12 protein-coding genes and 1 other RNA gene are annotated in these 14,344 nt (G+C 45.7%); 8 read left to right on the top strand and 5 right to left on the bottom strand.

The genetic code is table 11. The features are described 5' to 3' along the window. Positions 1 to 48: 48 nt before the first annotated feature. Both KO518_RS03740 and KO518_RS03735 read right to left on the bottom strand, forming a co-directional pair. Entirely contained in the window at positions 49 to 1,419 is a 1,371-nt protein-coding gene (locus KO518_RS03740) for a DegQ family serine endoprotease (RefSeq protein ID WP_216024497.1), read from the bottom strand. An 80-nt stretch (positions 1,420 to 1,499) separates the two neighbouring features. After that, positions 1,500 to 1,937, bottom strand: a complete 438-nt coding sequence (locus KO518_RS03735; RefSeq protein WP_216024496.1) for a ZapG family protein — start codon at positions 1,935 to 1,937, stop codon at positions 1,500 to 1,502. 302 nt (positions 1,938 to 2,239) lie between these two features. Between KO518_RS03735 and zapE the strand changes: the two genes are divergently transcribed. From zapE to rnpB, 3 genes are all read left to right on the top strand, one after another. Next, positions 2,240 to 3,343, top strand: coding sequence for a cell division protein ZapE (zapE, locus tag KO518_RS03730; RefSeq protein WP_252735918.1), 1,104 nt, complete (start codon positions 2,240 to 2,242; stop codon positions 3,341 to 3,343). 167 nt (positions 3,344 to 3,510) lie between these two features. After that, entirely contained in the window at positions 3,511 to 4,233 is a 723-nt protein-coding gene (locus KO518_RS03725; protein ID WP_216024495.1) for a YebC/PmpR family DNA-binding transcriptional regulator, read from the top strand. A 100-nt stretch (positions 4,234 to 4,333) separates the two neighbouring features. Next, an RNA gene (rnpB, locus tag KO518_RS03720) (RNase P RNA component class A) lies at positions 4,334 to 4,682 on the top strand. A 13-nt stretch (positions 4,683 to 4,695) separates the two neighbouring features. Here rnpB and KO518_RS03715 read toward each other — a convergent pair. Continuing rightward, positions 4,696 to 5,217 carry a hypothetical protein gene (locus KO518_RS03715; RefSeq protein WP_216024494.1) on the bottom strand — a complete coding sequence of 174 codons (522 nt, stop codon included), beginning with the start codon at positions 5,215 to 5,217 and terminating at the stop codon, positions 4,696 to 4,698. 220 nt (positions 5,218 to 5,437) lie between these two features. On the opposite strand from KO518_RS03715, the gene KO518_RS03710 reads away from it, so the two are divergent. The 5 genes from KO518_RS03710 (at position 5,438) to KO518_RS20165 (ending at position 11,752) form a co-directional block, all read left to right on the top strand. After that, complete coding sequence (locus KO518_RS03710; protein ID WP_216024493.1) at positions 5,438 to 6,205, top strand: sigma-70 family RNA polymerase sigma factor; 768 nt, start codon at positions 5,438 to 5,440, stop codon at positions 6,203 to 6,205. Continuing rightward, on the top strand, positions 6,198 to 6,797 hold the full coding sequence (locus KO518_RS03705) for a hypothetical protein (RefSeq protein ID WP_216024492.1): 600 nt from the start codon (positions 6,198 to 6,200) through the stop codon (positions 6,795 to 6,797). Before KO518_RS03710 ends, KO518_RS03705 begins: the two co-directional genes overlap by 8 nt. Before the next feature lie 73 nt (positions 6,798 to 6,870). Beyond that, positions 6,871 to 8,346 carry a peroxidase family protein gene (locus KO518_RS03700; RefSeq protein ID WP_216024491.1) on the top strand — a complete coding sequence of 492 codons (1,476 nt, stop codon included), beginning with the start codon at positions 6,871 to 6,873 and terminating at the stop codon, positions 8,344 to 8,346. Continuing rightward, the gene (locus tag KO518_RS03695) at positions 8,333 to 8,800 is read left to right on the top strand and encodes a hypothetical protein (RefSeq protein ID WP_216024490.1); all 468 of its coding nucleotides are present in this window, start codon (positions 8,333 to 8,335) and stop codon (positions 8,798 to 8,800) included. Before KO518_RS03700 ends, KO518_RS03695 begins: the two co-directional genes overlap by 14 nt. Next, positions 8,801 to 11,752, top strand: coding sequence for a CHAT domain-containing protein (locus KO518_RS20165; RefSeq protein ID WP_216024489.1), 2,952 nt, complete (start codon positions 8,801 to 8,803; stop codon positions 11,750 to 11,752). On the opposite strand, the gene KO518_RS03685 is transcribed toward KO518_RS20165, so the two are convergent. Both KO518_RS03685 and KO518_RS03680 read right to left on the bottom strand, forming a co-directional pair. After that, entirely contained in the window at positions 11,718 to 13,082 is a 1,365-nt protein-coding gene (locus tag KO518_RS03685; protein WP_216024488.1) for an O-antigen ligase, read from the bottom strand. The two genes, KO518_RS20165 and KO518_RS03685, sit on opposite strands and share 35 nt — an antisense overlap. Beyond that, positions 13,072 to 13,794 (bottom strand): hypothetical protein, encoded by a 723-nt coding sequence (locus KO518_RS03680; protein ID WP_216024487.1) that lies wholly within the window; start codon positions 13,792 to 13,794, stop codon positions 13,072 to 13,074. The genes KO518_RS03685 and KO518_RS03680 overlap by 11 nt, the downstream gene beginning before the upstream one ends. Between the last annotated feature and the right edge of the window lie 550 nt (positions 13,795 to 14,344).

Raw genomic sequence — 14,344 nt, 5'->3', positions numbered from 1 at the left:
AGATTGAATGAAAACAGCGCCACAGCAAAGGCTGCGGCGCTGAATAGATTAACGGATAAGTAAGTAGATAGTGGCATTACCCCGTCTGATATTAAGCGCTATGACATTGTCCTTAGAATCGTCAAGCTTTTCGCGGAATTCAGCTACCGTTTTCACTCGCTGGCGGTTTACGCCTATAATGACGTCCTCGGCTTGCAAACCGATCCGCGCCGCCGGACTGTTGCGTTCTATATCTGAAACCTGAATGCCATCGTTACCAGCAGCGTCTTTACCGTTCACCAGCGTTGCGCCTTCCAGCGCAGGATGTAGCGTTTCTGCGGTTACCTGGCTGTTGGCTGCATCGTCCAACGTTACCATGACGGTTTGTTCGTCACCTTCGCGTACAATGGTTAGTTCCACTTCTGCGCCTGCGCCCATACTGGCAATCTTAGCGGCAAGCTCGCGGAAACCAGTGAGTTCTCGGCCATTGACTTCAGTGATAATATCACCGGCTTTGAGCCCTGCTTTTTCAGCAGCAGATTCCGGTGTGACTTCCCTGACAAATGCACCTCTGTTGGAGCTCACACCCATGGCTTTAGCCAGGCCGGCGTCTACATCATTGCCCATAATACCCAGCAGACCGCGACGAACTTCACCGAACTCAGCAATTTGATCAACGAGGTTTTTCATCATATTGCTGGGTATGGCAAAACCGATCCCCACGTTTCCACCGTTGGGGCCAAATATAGCAGTGTTGATACCCACGAGTTCACCGCGAAGGTTAACTAAAGCGCCACCTGAATTTCCGCGGTTAATAGCGGCATCAGTTTGAATGTAGTCTTCATAGCCTCCAATGTTCAAACCGGAGCGACCCATAGCAGAAATAATACCCGAGGTCACGGTTTGAGAAAGGCCGAAGGGATTCCCAATGGCGACTACATAATCGCCAACTCGCATGCTATCTGAATTAGAGAGTGGCAGTGCCGTGAGATCTTCCGCATCAATTTTTAGCAGGGCAATATCGCTCTGTTCATCAGCACCGAGTTTCTTCGCTGTAAATTCACGGCCATCACTTAACTTGACTGTAATTTCGTCGGCATTATCTACAACGTGATTATTAGTTACAACGTAGCCTTTATCGGCGTCAATGATAACGCCAGAGCCCAAGCCTCTAAACGGACGCTCTTGTACTTGCTCTTGAGGGCCGCCAAAGAAATAACGAAACATTTCCGGCACGCGTTGGGTGGCGGTTTGGGTGCCTTCCACAGAAATGCTGACCACAGCCGGCATGGCTTCTTCCAGCATTGGCGCTAATGTCGGCATCTCCTGCTTTTTTTCTTCTCCGAAAAAAGGCAGGGCGGCATTCGCATTGGCAGACATGCCTAAACTACTCGCTACAACGCTCGATACAACAAACATCTGGCGTAGAGATTTCTTCATATTCGCTTAAACTCCTTCATGTCACATGCGATATGGTTACGTTCACTGACAGACTCGGGCGGTTTGCAAAAGTTCCTGATTTAGTCTTTCTCTGCGGTAGACTGCCCAGTTGTGCCGACAAACAGACCAGAACCTTCGTTAGCGAAGTCTCTGGGTTGCGCTTCAGGCACAGCGGCGGGTTTTGCCTTTTCTCTGCCCTGGATATTATTACGTAAGTAAGTAGTAGCCTGCTCACCGTAAAACGGCACGCGTGGAGTATCGTCTTCACCTTGGTTAAGCAAGCCTTCATATTCGTTGATATGTTGCTTGAGGGCATCGCACTGTTTCTCTATTGACTCAACGGCCTGACGGGTTTGATGAATATGATGTTCAGCCTGTTGAGACATGAGCTCTTTGATACTCTGCTCAGCTTGTTTATTCGCCTTTGTGTTGCCTTTGCCCGAAAACATAAACCGACCAATGAAAAAACCTATGATCAATCCAACAACTAATAAGGCAACAGGAATAAGTACGTCCATTAATTTCTCCAAAAGATAACAGTACGGTGAACGAGAGTACTGAAATGCAAAAACTTCAAAGTGACTATAGCAATATCTTAATACAAATGCCCCTTTTACGCGGTGCTATCGGACTGAGATTTGTAACAATCGGACACATTGGCAATGTAAAAACTTCATCTGCTACCGCCCCTTGCGGTATGATTATCCTCGAAGAGGATTTTACCGGTATTTATCCGGAATTTAAGTTCATATTTTCATTTTTCAAGGAGGTCTGCGCAGCCGCGACCTTCCAGGCAGAATTTTCAGGAGTAGTGTTGTCGATGACGCCTTGGGAAAAATATCAGCAAGATCTCCAGTCTCCCACGTTTTCACACGATCCCGCACAAGAAAATGCCGTGATGGCATTACAGCGGTTATATGACGAGTTCATTTCGTCAACACCGGCACATCGCAAAGGAGTGCGCGGTAAAATCAGAGGGTTACTTGGTAAAAAGCGGGCGGTGGAACCAATTCAGGGCCTTTATTTTTACGGCGGAGTTGGACGGGGGAAAACCTACTTGGTCGATACGTTTTTCGACTGTTTGCCTTTTGAAAAGAAAATGCGGGTTCATTTTCACCGGTTTATGCATCGGGTGCACGCTGAGCTAAAGGCTTTACCCAATGAAGTAGACCCGTTGAAAATCGTCGCAGATCGCTTAGCCAGTGAAGCTCGCGTTATTTGCTTTGATGAGTTTTTTGTATCAGATATTACCGATGCGATGATTCTAGGTACACTGATGCAAGAATTATTTGCCAGGGGCATTACCCTTGTGGCAACGTCAAATATTATTCCTGATGATCTCTATAAAAACGGGTTGCAGCGGGCGCGCTTTCTGCCGGCCATCGACCTCATTAACCGTTATACCGATGTGATTAACGTCGACAGCGGAATTGATTACCGCCTGCGAACTCTCGAACAGGCTGAAATTTTTCACTTTCCCCTCGATGAAAACGGCGATGCGCACTTAAATGAATATTTCGAACAGTTAGCGCCTGAAAAGGGAACACAAGGGCAGAATATCGAAGTAAACAATCGCAGTATTCCTACTCGAATGCAGGCCGATGGCGTGTTGGTAATTGAATTTTCCGCTTTGTGTGAAGGGCCGCGTAGTCAGAGCGACTATATTGAACTCAGCCGTTGTTATCATTCCGTATTGGTTGCAAATGTGAAGCAGATGGGGGCGAATAATGACGATACTGCACGCCGTTTCATCGCTATGGTGGATGAGTTCTATGAGCGACACGTCAAACTTATCATGACCGCAGAAGTCGAACTGGAGAAGCTTTACACGGAAGGTCGACTGAGTTTTGAATTCCGCCGCTGCTTAAGCCGGCTCAAAGAAATGCAGTCGAGAGACTATTTGGCGCGGGAGCACTTGCCTTAAGTGGTAAGACGAATGTCCTTTAGCAGGAGCACTCACTTCCCAGAAGGCGGTAAAAACACAACGCTGTTATCTCATCGGCAAAGCCGGTAAACTGCGCAATAATTTTTTAAACTGTGCCTGTATTTTCACGGGCATTGTCGGGTAAAAGTACGATACAGAGACCTAAAATGGGTAGAGCATTTGAAGTAAGAAAGAACGCCATGGCCAAAACGGCTGGCGCAAAAACCAAAGTGTATTCTAAATACGGCAAAGAAATATACGTATGTGCAAAAAACGGTGGGCCTGATCCCGATACAAATCTTTCACTTAAGCGTTTAATTGAGAAAGCGAAGAAAGATCAGGTGCCAAGCCACGTAATTGAAAAAGCCATTGATAAAGCAATTGGTGGCGCCGGGGAGGATTTCGTCCCTGCCCGTTATGAGGGCTTTGGTCCGGGAAATTGCATGGTTATTGTGGATTGTTTAACAGACAATAATAATCGCACCATTACTGATGTACGCAACTGCTTTACCAAAACCAATGCGAAAATTGGCGCGCCTGGTGCGGTAGCCCACATGTTTGATCACCAGGCTGTATTTCAGTTTGCGGGCGATGACGAAGATGCGGTATTAGAAGTGCTTATGGACGCAGATGTCGATGTGTCTGAAGTTGAAAGTGAAGAGGGCAAAATAACAGTATATGCCCCCCACACTGAGTTTTACAGTGTGAAAACCGCCCTGACCAATGCTTATCCGGATATCAACTTCGACGCCGAAGAAATCAGTTTTATTCCACAGACGGAAGTGGAAATTAGTGAAGAAGATATGCCCATGTTCGAAAAGTTTATGGACATGCTTAATGACTGTGACGACGTTCAGGACGTGTACCACAACGCCATAACGCCAAACTGAGCAATATACTCTAACAAAGGGGCTTCCGTTGAGCCCCTTTTTTATTGGCGTCGTTGCGAATGTGTCGCTAAAGCTAAAAAACTGCTGTAAAATGCTTGGCGGAGCTGGCCTGGCAATCGCTGCTCTCGCAAGAGAGGGGAGGAAAGTCCGGGCTCCACAGGGCAGGGTGCCAGATAACGTCTGGGCGGCGTGAGCCGACGACAAGTGCAGCAGAGAGTAAACCGCCTAAGCGCTTCGGCGCCGGTAAGGGTGAAAGGGTGCGGTAAGAGCGCACCGCGCAACTGGTAACAGTGTGTGGCATGGTAAACTCCACCCGGAGCAAGACCAAATAGGCCTTCTATACGTGCGGCCCGCACGGAAGGCGGGTAGGTTGCTTGAGCCTGTCAGCGATGGCAGGCCTAGAGGAATGATTGCCCATGACAGAACCCGGCTTATGGCCAGCTCCCTCATTTTTTTTCACCGCTACTTAAACACTTTGCTGGGATTGACGTGGTCGTTGGCACTACTCAATTCTAATCGCAAGGGTTTTGCATCCGCACGTTTTGCGGGATGAGTGGAGTTCCATTTAAACTTTTCGACAATAATATCTGTTGGTGTAGATGCCAGTACCAATACAGGAACGTTTTTGTCAAAGGACCGCTGAGGCTGATTGAGCAATTCAATTAAACGCAGTTCAATGGTTTTATGCAAAACCAGACATTCGTCTTTAATAAGCGTGTCGTTTTGATAGAGAGTAAAGGTTGACTGTGCAGTTTTGATATAGTTGAACAGCCGGGTATAGTTCATTTCGCTGTTTAGCGTGCCATTGGCATGGCCCCGTAGTTCGCGGATCCACGCCCAGTGAATAGGAACCCAGGTCACGGATGTGTTTTGCAGATCATTGGCTTTCACGTAATTTTCAATGTGCGTATTGAGTTGTGCCGCGCTGTGTTCCTGATGCGCATCAATGCCGTGGAGCACCACTGCAATAATTTTCTGAGACATGTTTCCCTCTGATCCTGGTATTTTTCATTGTTGTTTAGGAAGTGTTCTGGCGGTTGGAATTCTCTCACTACATTCATGAAATAATATCTTTAGATCTTATGTGATTCTTTTTTATTAGGTTTAGTGCGAAATATCGGGGATATTAGCGTTGATCTGATGTGCGTAACCCGCTAAGGTTGGACGGTGCTTTTACAACAACTTTATTACAGTGGAATCCTGAGTGGTGCCGGCAGCTGAACTCATTGACCGTATCGTTCACGGCGATAAACAAGCAGAAAAACAACTCATTGAAAATTACTATCAAGGGTTGCTGTTTATCCTCTATCGTCAAACAGATACTTTTAGCCTGGCCGAGGATTTGGTGCAGGATACCTTTGTCATTGTGATAAGAAAGCTGCGCAATGGCGATCTTCGCAATCCAGATGCATTGGCTTCCTTCATTCGGCAAACCGGCATCAATACTCTTATTGCATATCGTCGACAGCAGGCCAGACGACAAACTGAAAACACTGAACACGCAGACGCTTTCGAATCGGAGCAGGAATCCCTGCTTCAACAGGTACAAAAACAAAACAACGTGGATTTGGTTCGGCGGTTGTTAGCTCAATTGTCGACTAAACGCGATAAAGATCTCCTCACGCGTTACTATTTATACGACGAAGATAAACAGACACTGTGCGAAGAATACGCGCTCACTACCGCACACTTTGATCGCGTCCTTTTTCGCGCTAGGCAACGTCTTAGAGCGCTGATTGAAAATAGTGAAGATGCTACTGTATATGTCAGAGATGCCATTGATAACGCGGTTGTTCTGGCGCTCATTACCGCTCTGGCCCATTCGGCTCAGTGGCAGGATACCCGAATACAACAATTTGCTCAGGATGTTCAATCTGAGGTGAGAGAATTCGTCGGGCCGGTTCACTCATATAACCAGAATGGGTTGGCGAAACCTGCCAATCCAGGTTTAAAGAATAATTCCTATGTCTGAAAGTAAACTGTTTGATGATGACCTCGTTCGAGACTACCTCAATAAGCGGCTCTCACCGGAAGAAGAAATCCACTTTGAGACCGAGATGTTAGCTTGCCCATCAAAAACCGAGCAAGTGGTACTGACAGATAGCTTGAAAAGTGGTGTGACAAGTGTGCCGGCGGTAAGCACAATGAAAAACGGCCGCGTAAAACGAAGTGCTGTGGCATTATCGGCTATTGCCGCAGGTATTGTGGCCTGGTTGTGGTTGCCAGCCCTTTTAGTGAAGCAGGAAACCGTTAGTCCGGGGATCGTATACCTGGAAGATTTCAGAAGCCATACAACGGAAGCTGTTAATCTCAACTTTGCCAGAGACGAAGCATTCAAAGTGGTAGTGAGTGATGCTCCACCGACATTACGAGACACTATTAGTGCGAAATTGATTTCTGACAGTAGTCAGTTGGTGTCTGAAATCCGAATAAAACCAAATAGTAACAATGAGGTTTCACTAATTATTGACCGCGATATGGTTGACTCGGGGTTGTACACACTCATTTTTACAGCCAACAGCAAAGAAATAAACCGTTTCGAACTGAAAGTTACTCGTGAATAACGGTTAAAAACCATGCTATAAATAGTCACTGAGATGTAACTTTCAATACCTATTATAACAAAGAGTTCAGGTCATGCATGTGAGAGATAGGGATTATCTTTTTGGTAGATCCACAAGGAAAGTGCCCACCGAGGCTGAGATTGTGGAAATGGTAGAAGCTATTATTCCGTGGTCTGAGCCATTACCAGCCGATAGGGAAGAACCGTTTTCGACTGCGAAAATGAAAAGTCTGTTTCCCGAGCCTGAGGTTTCGCAATTAAATTCAGTTAAGGGCGTAGAGATAAAACCTCAGATTCCCTTAGGGGATAAGCTACCCGCTGGTTTTACGTATTGGGGGCAGTGGATTGCTCATGACATTATAACCCCCACCCATCCGTTGCAAAATCACTATTCAAGCCGACAGGTTACCCCCATACTTAACCTCGATAGCCTATATGGGTGTGCACAAGGTCTACCGTCTCATATATTCTTTGACGAATATGGTATGTTTAAACTTGCGGACAATGGCTGGGATTGCCTGCGAGATTGTGGTGGTGCTCCTTTGCTTCCGGAACCGCGTAACAACGACAACGCCATTATTTTGCAATTTCACGTGCAATGGCAACGAGTACACAATCGTATTTTACGCATGTTGGGTGGTGCCACCCCGCCTTTTCTGCATGCAGACCCTACTGTTTTTTATACTGCCAGGTATTTTACCACTTGTTTGTTTCATCAGTTGGTGTTGAATGAATGGCTTCCGGCCATATTAGACAAAGCTGTTTATAAATATTATTTCTCTGGCACACTCAATGGCAGTGTGCTGATGCAACCTGATTGTGATGTCGACCGCGTCCCCTTTGAGTTTAGTCATGCAGCCTTTCGATTTGGTCATAGTATGGTTCGCGAAACCTACAAGTTGAGAGGAAATGACTCTTTTAACTTGCATGCGCTTCTTACTCATCAACCCTTTAAGGGCAAGGCGATTCCCCCTATCGATTGGGGACTTTTTTTTGGCGAATTTGCCCAGGAAATTCAACCGATTAATCTCATTATCGTGGCGGGGATGGGGAATATACCCATTGCCAGGAATATTGCTGAGCGCAACATTAGCGCAGGAATAAAGGCCAGTCTAGCCACCGTCCATGAATGTAAATATCGTCTATGTACGTATTATCCAGAACTTGCACGTGCGGCAGGTTTAACACTTCACGAAGAGGAAGCCGTGTTGGAGGAGTTGAAAATCGACCCCATGCAACAAAGTGCATCTTTTTATCGGTTGTACCAGGATGAACGTCTACCCTTGTGGCCCTATATACTTGCTGAAGCCGGAGCTCAGGAGGATAACCCTGGCCACCGGCTTGGAAAATTGGGCAGTATTATAATTGCTGATGTAATGAAGTTTGCGATCGATCAGGCGGCGCCAGAAAGTCGGGCTTCTTTTAGTGAAGTTCCCGATTACGGTGCGTTTTTACACACTTTTTGTTCAGACATCGGAGTGAGTGATCAATCACGTCTCACCATGGCTGATTTACTGACAACAGGAGAAAATAATAATGAACGACGTTAAGGCAGGCTATTGGGCGACAGCAAAAGCAGGAGTCAGCTATGTTAACCATCGCAGTATTATCCCTTCTCTAAGCAGTTACCACCCCGAAGGATTAGGTAATAACTACCCCGTTAAATTTACCTATAACGAAAAAGACAACACCTATTCTGTGTCTTTAGGCGGTTTGTGGAACGGTACGGCACAAGCCATCATGGAAAAAAGTGAGTTTAAAGTTATTGACCCGGCTGGGATATTTATTTCCAACCTTATTCCCCTCGATAGCAAACACGGTACTGATGTTGAGGGCTTTAAGGCGTTGAGAGTGTCTATCATTGCCCATGAGCACGAATCCAATGGTAAGCGATCCAGAGAATACAGCTCTACACTGGCGTGGTTAAGAGACGGGCCGGCAGAAAATGATGGCGATCCTGGTGAGGTTGTCATGACGAGTTATCGCTGGAAGGACAACGACTAAGTGATTTTAGCGGCCTTGAAATTAGTTTACTCCAAGGCGAAATTTACCAACGGGTTAGCGCGATGTAGAGCGGGCAGACCGCTTTATCTCGCCTCGCTTTTATTGTGCCTGGCTAACACAAATACTGTGTTGGCAGAGACTGTTTTCATCTGTGGTGAAGAGCCTGATACATGGAAGCAATATTATCGTGTTTTCAATGTGAAGGATGACTATGTTCAGTGCACGAAGGAAGGCAGTACCGTGCTGCATGTGTCCGGTTCAGATGAAGCCCGAGTAGTTGAAAATTTGTCTTTCATTGACCAGCATTTACGTTCTTCTTTTACCAATATAGAAGACGCAAAACATCAACAACTGCGACACTTTTTTTCCTCTTATCAAGGGCCTTACCTGGCCATGGATATCCAAGTCAGGCATATGTTGTTTGCCCTTACTACAATGGATTACAACACGAGCTATTCACTTGCACAAAAGTTTTTTGATGATTACCCCAACGCGCCGGTAAACGTCGCTAAAACAGTAAGTTTGGTGTACTTGGAAAGTCAGTTTTTTCGTCGCAGGTACGACGAGGTTATCGCATTTTGCAATCGCAAACGCGATGATGACCCCTTCGTTAACGACAAGCAAACAGCTGTGTTTTTAACCTATTGTGGGTTTAGCCGCGTTTTGCAAGGCGAATCCCCCGATACCTCTCAAGTTGGATTTAATCAGCTAACACAAGCTTTTGCATTGATACCTAATGAGCAGAATGGCTTGTTGTGTGCACAGATCAGAAACGGACTCGCGAGTTATTATCGGTTATCGGGAGATCTGCAGAGTACCGAGCGAGAGCTCAATGCCGGTTTACAGTGCCTTAAACCTACTGCTGGGCTGCAAGAAGAGGAAATGCAGGATGATCTCATAAACAACCTGGCCTGGGTTTACCGTCGGCAAGGAAACTTGCCGCTTTATCTGACCATGTTGCGGGCATCGGTGTTTCAACACACCCATAAACTTGCACCCGAGAAACTTGCAGTTAGCTATGCGAATTTGGGCAGGGCGTACTATTTGGTTGGCGATCTTCAAAAAGCTCAACGTTACTATTTACAGTCGTTAACTTATGGCAAAGACAACAGTGATAAAGAAGATTACGCTGGCACGCTTATGTACATGGCCAGGCTCAAGTTGGCACTTGACGAACCTGAGGCTGGAGAGTATTACCTCAATGAAGCTTTAACTTATATTTCTTCAGAAAAGTCATTCGAACGGGCCAGAGTTCTGCAAAAGTTGCTCGAGACACGGGAGCACCCCGAGGCCTTCGATGAGGCCGAATACCTCACAGCAATTGACACCATTACGAATACGTTTACGACGGCATATCGCTCGCAAGTACTCAGTGAGTGGCTGGTGGTTCTGCGGCAAGCCGGCAGAATGGATTTAGCCCTCCCACTTATTGAAAATATTGAAACGACAGATCAACACCCTTTGTCTGTTAACCTGGCCATTGCCAATGTCAGACTGGAATTGCTGCTCGCTCAGCCTGATTCACCACAAAAAAGTGGTCAGATTCATCAGGTATTTAGTCATGCCTTCGAAGAAATTGTGGGGGCTTCGACTAAGTTTCAAAGCAATGAGGTGGGGATGAACTGGTTAAGTCAATCGCGGACACTCATAAACCAGTATCTTTCATACTTATTGCCCAGTAGTAATGAAGCGGATATTGAAACCGCGTTAATGTTGTCGGAACATTTTGCTAGCATCATGTTCCGAAGACACAGAATGGCACTGGCAAGTAATCGCGATATGCACATCGAAGGTAGCGCCGTGGGCGAAGATTACGCCTATTACTCGGAGTTTGGAATTCAATCGCTTTCATTTAACCAGATGCTGGTTAAAAATCGACGTTGGGAGCAGCAAATATTGTCGAGCGTAGTGCCGGAAATCCAAGAAGGTGATTTCGGTCTTGAACAAGTTCGACGTTTTCTCGGGACAGAGCGAGCGATGCTAAAACTGTTTTCCTTAGGGGAAAAAGACTGTGCTTACCTTATCACCAAACAATACATTGAAGGAACGTGCGACTCAGCAAATGAGTCCATCTCACAGTGGCTCAGAGAAGTATTATTTCGTTTTCACGGCTTTAAGACCCTATATATCATGCCCGAAGGGAAGTGGCGGAATGTTTCTTTCTCTGCATTGAAAAGCGATCGTGGAGCGAGATATTTGGGGCAGGAAATGGCCATTATCCGCGTAATGTCCCTCAGGGACTTCTTTGAGGATGATGTTCCATCGAGTGCCAGGAACAACGTTGTGACGTTTACCAACCCGCAAAACCCCGATAAAACACTTACTCCATCATCAGATGCTATGAAATGGCGCGCGGGTTTTCCGTCATTGCCATGGACCGCTATGGCTATTCAATCGATAGCTGAAGCGTTTCCTGAAGCTCATGTGCTCTCATACAACGGTGAACAGGCAACGGACGAAAATCTTATGTCTGATGCTGCGAGGTACGCAAAGCTATTACACGTCGGTAGTCACGCTTATTACTCGCCGGAGAATCCGGATGTTGTTGGAATTGTTACCGCGTCTGACGGACGAGAAGACAGAAGTGGTTTTGTGCCTTATGAAATGCTGTTTTCTAAAACTTATCACAATGATTTGGTGGTAATTAGCGCTTGTGAAACGGAAATGGGCAAAGCTTACCAAGGTATAGGTATGCGTAGTCTTAGTCATGGTTATTTGTATCAGGGTGCGGGTGCGACAATTTCAACATTGTGGAAAGTTCCCGACAGGGCAACGGCTGAGTTTATGGCGTTGTTCTATGCTGCTCTGTCTAAAAATGAAGGCAACATTGCAGAAGCGATGCTTGAGGCGCGACAAAATTTAGTCCGACATCGTCGCTTTCAGGATCCTCGTTACTGGGCAGGTTTTGTACTTACGGTCACAACACCTCAGTATGAGCGTTTGCTTCTATAGTTAAATTCCCTTCGCCAAGAATAAAACCGATACTCAGCAAACTGACAAATAATACCGGTAAAAAGAAAATACCCGCATTGGTATCGAAAGTGGCTTGGCTCAAATATGAGATTGTCGCGGCACGACAACCAAATAAAATACCGGGGTGCGGTGTGTTGGTAACTTTAAATTGTCTTATTAAAAGCCAGCCGACGGGTAGGAGCAACAGTAAAAAACCAACGATGCCAGTAGTGGCTATTGTTTCTAGATAGTCATTGTGTGCCCGTTTTGACATTTTTGAATTGCCAAGCAAAACGGGTTTGTAAATATGTTGGATATAGGGGTAGGTTCCGGGGCCGGATCCCAGCAGTGGGTGGTCTCTAATAACGCTTTGTACCGTTTGTCGCAGTTCGTTTCTACCGTTGTCATCAAGCTGGTCTTCTGAGAAACGGTGGTACATAGAGGACTGCATAAAAGCGAACACCAGTACGCCGACGACTACGGCGCAAATTAGTGCGGTACGTGCTGAGAAAAGTAACGTGAAAATACGGGGCTGCCGCAGCATATAAAGCAATATCGAAGCGGCTAAACCCGCTATGACAGAGAGCAATGCTCCCCTACTACTGGTGTTAATGAGAGTATATGCCATGGCTGCAATGAAGAATAATAGCGCGAAGCTTAGCCAGCGTTTTCGCTTGTCTTTTAGGGTATCGAGCAGTAACCCAATACCAAGAAGTGCGGCTATACCTAAATAAATGGCATATTGGTTTTTGTAACTAAATGTACCTCTGATACCGTCTTTCCAAGAATAATTCCAAGGAGGGATGGCGTTTACCAGCTCGTATTCACCGGCGGTAATAAAATTACAAATAGAATACAATGATGTTATCGCCGCTCCGCTAAATATAACAATGATAGCGCCTGTTATGCGGCGTGAAGTGTTTACAAATAGCAACAGAGCAAAAAACAGCAGAGCTAACGCGAGAAATTTTACCCATTCAATGAGAGATGCTTGCCAGTAAACGGTAAGATGGGGTGCCGACTCCAAACCTTGGTAGGCATACCAGAACGGTACTTTAGGGGACAGAAATTCGATTAAGCTCACTGGTAGTGGCATTAGGTAAATCGTATTGTAAACCACCCATATAGACCATAGTGACAATGCGATAACGCGGTTTCGGGTAATATGAAATTGGCAGAAAAGTAAACCAAGAGAAGCAAAGAGTAAGATGAAGCTTGCTGCAAGTAGTTGTTCCCATACGAGATCAAGCCCGTGGAGCCAGGGAAAAACAACAAAAACGACAGATAAAATGGCTAACAGACCACACTCTTTTACAGAGCTAAACTTCATTGCTGGCAAGCTCACTCTCAATTTTACGCAAACGTTTGGTTATCCATTTGCTCGGTGACAACCGGATGAATGGGGATACGTTTTTTTCTCTTTCCATTGTAGCGATTAGTCGCTCTCGGGTAGGCTTTTGCCGAAGCGCGCCACGGATGACTGGCAGTGCTTTTTGTTGCACGTGAGGGGGTAAACGATGCCATTGCGCCACTAACACGGGTGCTATCAAGCTTTGAAATTCCCATTCAAAAGGTCCGATTGCCAGCCCTTTGTTAAGTTCATCGATAAAATTATTATCGGGGACGTTGAAATGGTGCAACAACGCTATGCGGACAACAAAGGCTTGATAATGGGTGGGCTGAGTTTGTTCCGTTTTCGATAAGCGCATCAGCGCCTGTTGCACGTCTACAGGCGAGGCCATTCCCTCGTGGTTCCAGTTGAGCATTTGCGTTTTCACAGCTGCTATTTGTGCGTCGCCGTCATGGGGCAGTTTAGCCTTAAGCATATCGACGTCTGTCTCAGTGTGATGAGAAAGGGGAGTCGGAATTTCTTTCCCTACGTAAAGTGCGTTAAACGCTTGATTCACTTGTTGGGCTGTTGAGTGCAAATCCGCATATAGTGTTGCATAATAAAGACAGTTCAGAGCGAACAACAATAAAATCGCGCCCAAAAAACGTGGTAGCGTGTCTGTCAGACGGAAAGCAGAAAATTTATCAGGCATAACAATTCAACTCTCGGATGGCTGCGAAATTAAGTGTTAGTGATATGAGACACGGACAGCCGTTTCCTTGTTTAGCCTTCGGCATTGGGAAAACTATGCCACATCACAGGTAACAGGGTGTTGTACTCGTTAAATCAGGGACACGGATACATTAAGTCGTCACCAGGCAAATGTTTCCAATTCAAAAATCATTCCACATTGAAGTCATTTTTCTCCCAATTGTCAGTGGGTAAAGCCTGAAATTTAGCTGGCTTATGCTATATATTTGTTAATTAAAGGATATCTATCCTATGTTGTTGTCTGCTTTTTTTACATCAATGGTGAAAGTAGGTATCTCACTCAGAATGTACTATTGTTTGACCTTATTGCGGGTTAGTCCATGAATAGTCAATAAAGTTTGCCAAGGGATTAGAAAGTAACGAGACTTTTTATACACGAGGAAAAAGCGTAACTTCGATATTTTTAAGTGATATGTGTTTTTTGTGTTAAAAATATTGTTATTTTACACGGTTTTGTCAAGGTTCTTTACAACGTCAATGGCTGCTAAAAG

The organism is Aestuariibacter sp. A3R04 (genome assembly GCF_018860805.1).
Lineage (GTDB): Bacteria > Pseudomonadota > Gammaproteobacteria > Enterobacterales > Alteromonadaceae > Alteromonas.
Note: the sequence above shows the minus strand (reverse complement) of the source record. Positions and strands in the feature narration are given on the sequence as shown.

What these genes read in the sequence shown, in the direction of transcription:
- KO518_RS03715 (WP_216024494.1), bottom strand. Translation starts at nt 5,217, where the DNA reads ATGTCTCAGAAAATTATTGCAGTGGTGCTCCACGGCATTGATGCGCAT.
- KO518_RS03705 (WP_216024492.1), top strand. Translation starts at nt 6,198, where the DNA reads ATGTCTGAAAGTAAACTGTTTGATGATGACCTCGTTCGAGACTACCTC.
- KO518_RS03735 (WP_216024496.1), bottom strand. Translation starts at nt 1,937, where the DNA reads ATGGACGTACTTATTCCTGTTGCCTTATTAGTTGTTGGATTGATCATA.
- KO518_RS03700 (WP_216024491.1), top strand. Translation starts at nt 6,871, where the DNA reads ATGCATGTGAGAGATAGGGATTATCTTTTTGGTAGATCCACAAGGAAA.
- zapE (WP_252735918.1), top strand. Translation starts at nt 2,240, where the DNA reads ATGACGCCTTGGGAAAAATATCAGCAAGATCTCCAGTCTCCCACGTTT.
- KO518_RS03695 (WP_216024490.1), top strand. Translation starts at nt 8,333, where the DNA reads ATGAACGACGTTAAGGCAGGCTATTGGGCGACAGCAAAAGCAGGAGTC.
- KO518_RS03725 (WP_216024495.1), top strand. Translation starts at nt 3,511, where the DNA reads ATGGGTAGAGCATTTGAAGTAAGAAAGAACGCCATGGCCAAAACGGCT.
- KO518_RS03740 (WP_216024497.1), bottom strand. Translation starts at nt 1,419, where the DNA reads ATGAAGAAATCTCTACGCCAGATGTTTGTTGTATCGAGCGTTGTAGCG.
- KO518_RS03685 (WP_216024488.1), bottom strand. Translation starts at nt 13,082, where the DNA reads ATGAAGTTTAGCTCTGTAAAAGAGTGTGGTCTGTTAGCCATTTTATCT.
- KO518_RS03680 (WP_216024487.1), bottom strand. Translation starts at nt 13,794, where the DNA reads ATGCCTGATAAATTTTCTGCTTTCCGTCTGACAGACACGCTACCACGT.